Origin of the sequence: Shewanella sp. POL2 (assembly GCF_000282755.1) — a bacterium.
Classification (GTDB): Bacteria; Pseudomonadota; Gammaproteobacteria; order Enterobacterales; family Shewanellaceae; genus Shewanella; species Shewanella xiamenensis.
In genome coordinates, this window is sequence record NZ_AKZL01000196.1 from 1 (window position 1) to 1,185 (window position 1,185).

At 47.2% G+C, this 1,185-nt stretch carries 1 protein-coding gene; it reads right to left on the reverse strand.

Annotated elements, in window-relative coordinates; translation table 11 throughout:
* Window positions 1-44: 44 nt before the first annotated feature.
* Window positions 45-1,185: elongation factor Tu (gene tuf, locus SHEWPOL2_RS22005; RefSeq protein ID WP_037431820.1), on the reverse strand; the 1,141-nt coding region annotated here is incomplete at its 5' end.

Genomic DNA, 1,185 nt, shown 5'->3' on the forward strand with positions numbered 1-1,185 from the left:
AAAAAAGGAAGCCTAAGCTTCCTTTTTTCTAATCACAATTGCTATTAAGCAATGATCTTAGCTACAACACCAGCGCCTACTGTACGGCCACCTTCACGAATTGCGAAGCGTAAACCTTCGTCCATCGCGATTGGGCAAATCAGCGTAACAACCATCTTAATGTTGTCACCAGGCATTACCATCTCTACGCCTTCTGGCAGTTCAATAGTACCGGTTACGTCAGTTGTACGGAAGTAGAACTGTGGACGGTAGCCTTTGAAGAATGGAGTGTGACGACCACCTTCTTCTTTTGACAGAACGTAAACTTCTGATTCAAAAGTAGTATGAGGGTTGATTGAACCTGGCTTAGATAATACTTGACCACGTTCTACGTCATCACGCTTAGTACCACGTAATAAAATACCACAGTTCTCACCTGCACGACCTTCGTCAAGCAGCTTACGGAACATTTCTACGCCAGTACAAGTTGTCTTGGTTGTAGTGCGGATACCAACGATTTCTACTTCGTCGCCCACTTTAACGATACCACGCTCTACACGGCCTGTTACTACTGTACCACGGCCAGAAATAGAGAATACGTCTTCGATTGGCATCAGGAATGGCTTATCGATATCACGCTCTGGTTCTGGAATGTAAGAGTCTAAAGCTGCTGCCAGCTCAAGGATCTTCGCTTCCCACTCTGGCTCGCCTTCTAGCGCTTTCAGAGCTGAACCTTGGATTACTGGTAAGTCATCACCTGGGAAGTCGTATTCTGATAACAGTTCACGTACTTCCATTTCAACTAATTCTAACAGCTCAGCATCGTCAACCATGTCACATTTGTTCATGAATACGATGATGAATGGTACGCCAACCTGACGAGACAGCAGGATGTGCTCGCGAGTTTGTGGCATTGGACCGTCTGTAGAAGCAACTACCAGGATCGCGCCGTCCATCTGTGCAGCACCAGTGATCATGTTTTTAACATAGTCAGCGTGGCCTGGGCAGTCTACGTGTGCGTAGTGGCGAGTTGGGGTGTCATACTCGATGTGAGAGGTATTGATGGTAATACCGCGCTCACGCTCTTCTGGAGCGTTATCGATTTGAGAGAAGTCTTTAGCTTCACCACCGTAGGTCTTAGCCAGTACGTGAGAGATAGCTGCAGTCAGAGTGGTTTTACCATGGTCAACGTGACCGATGGTGCCC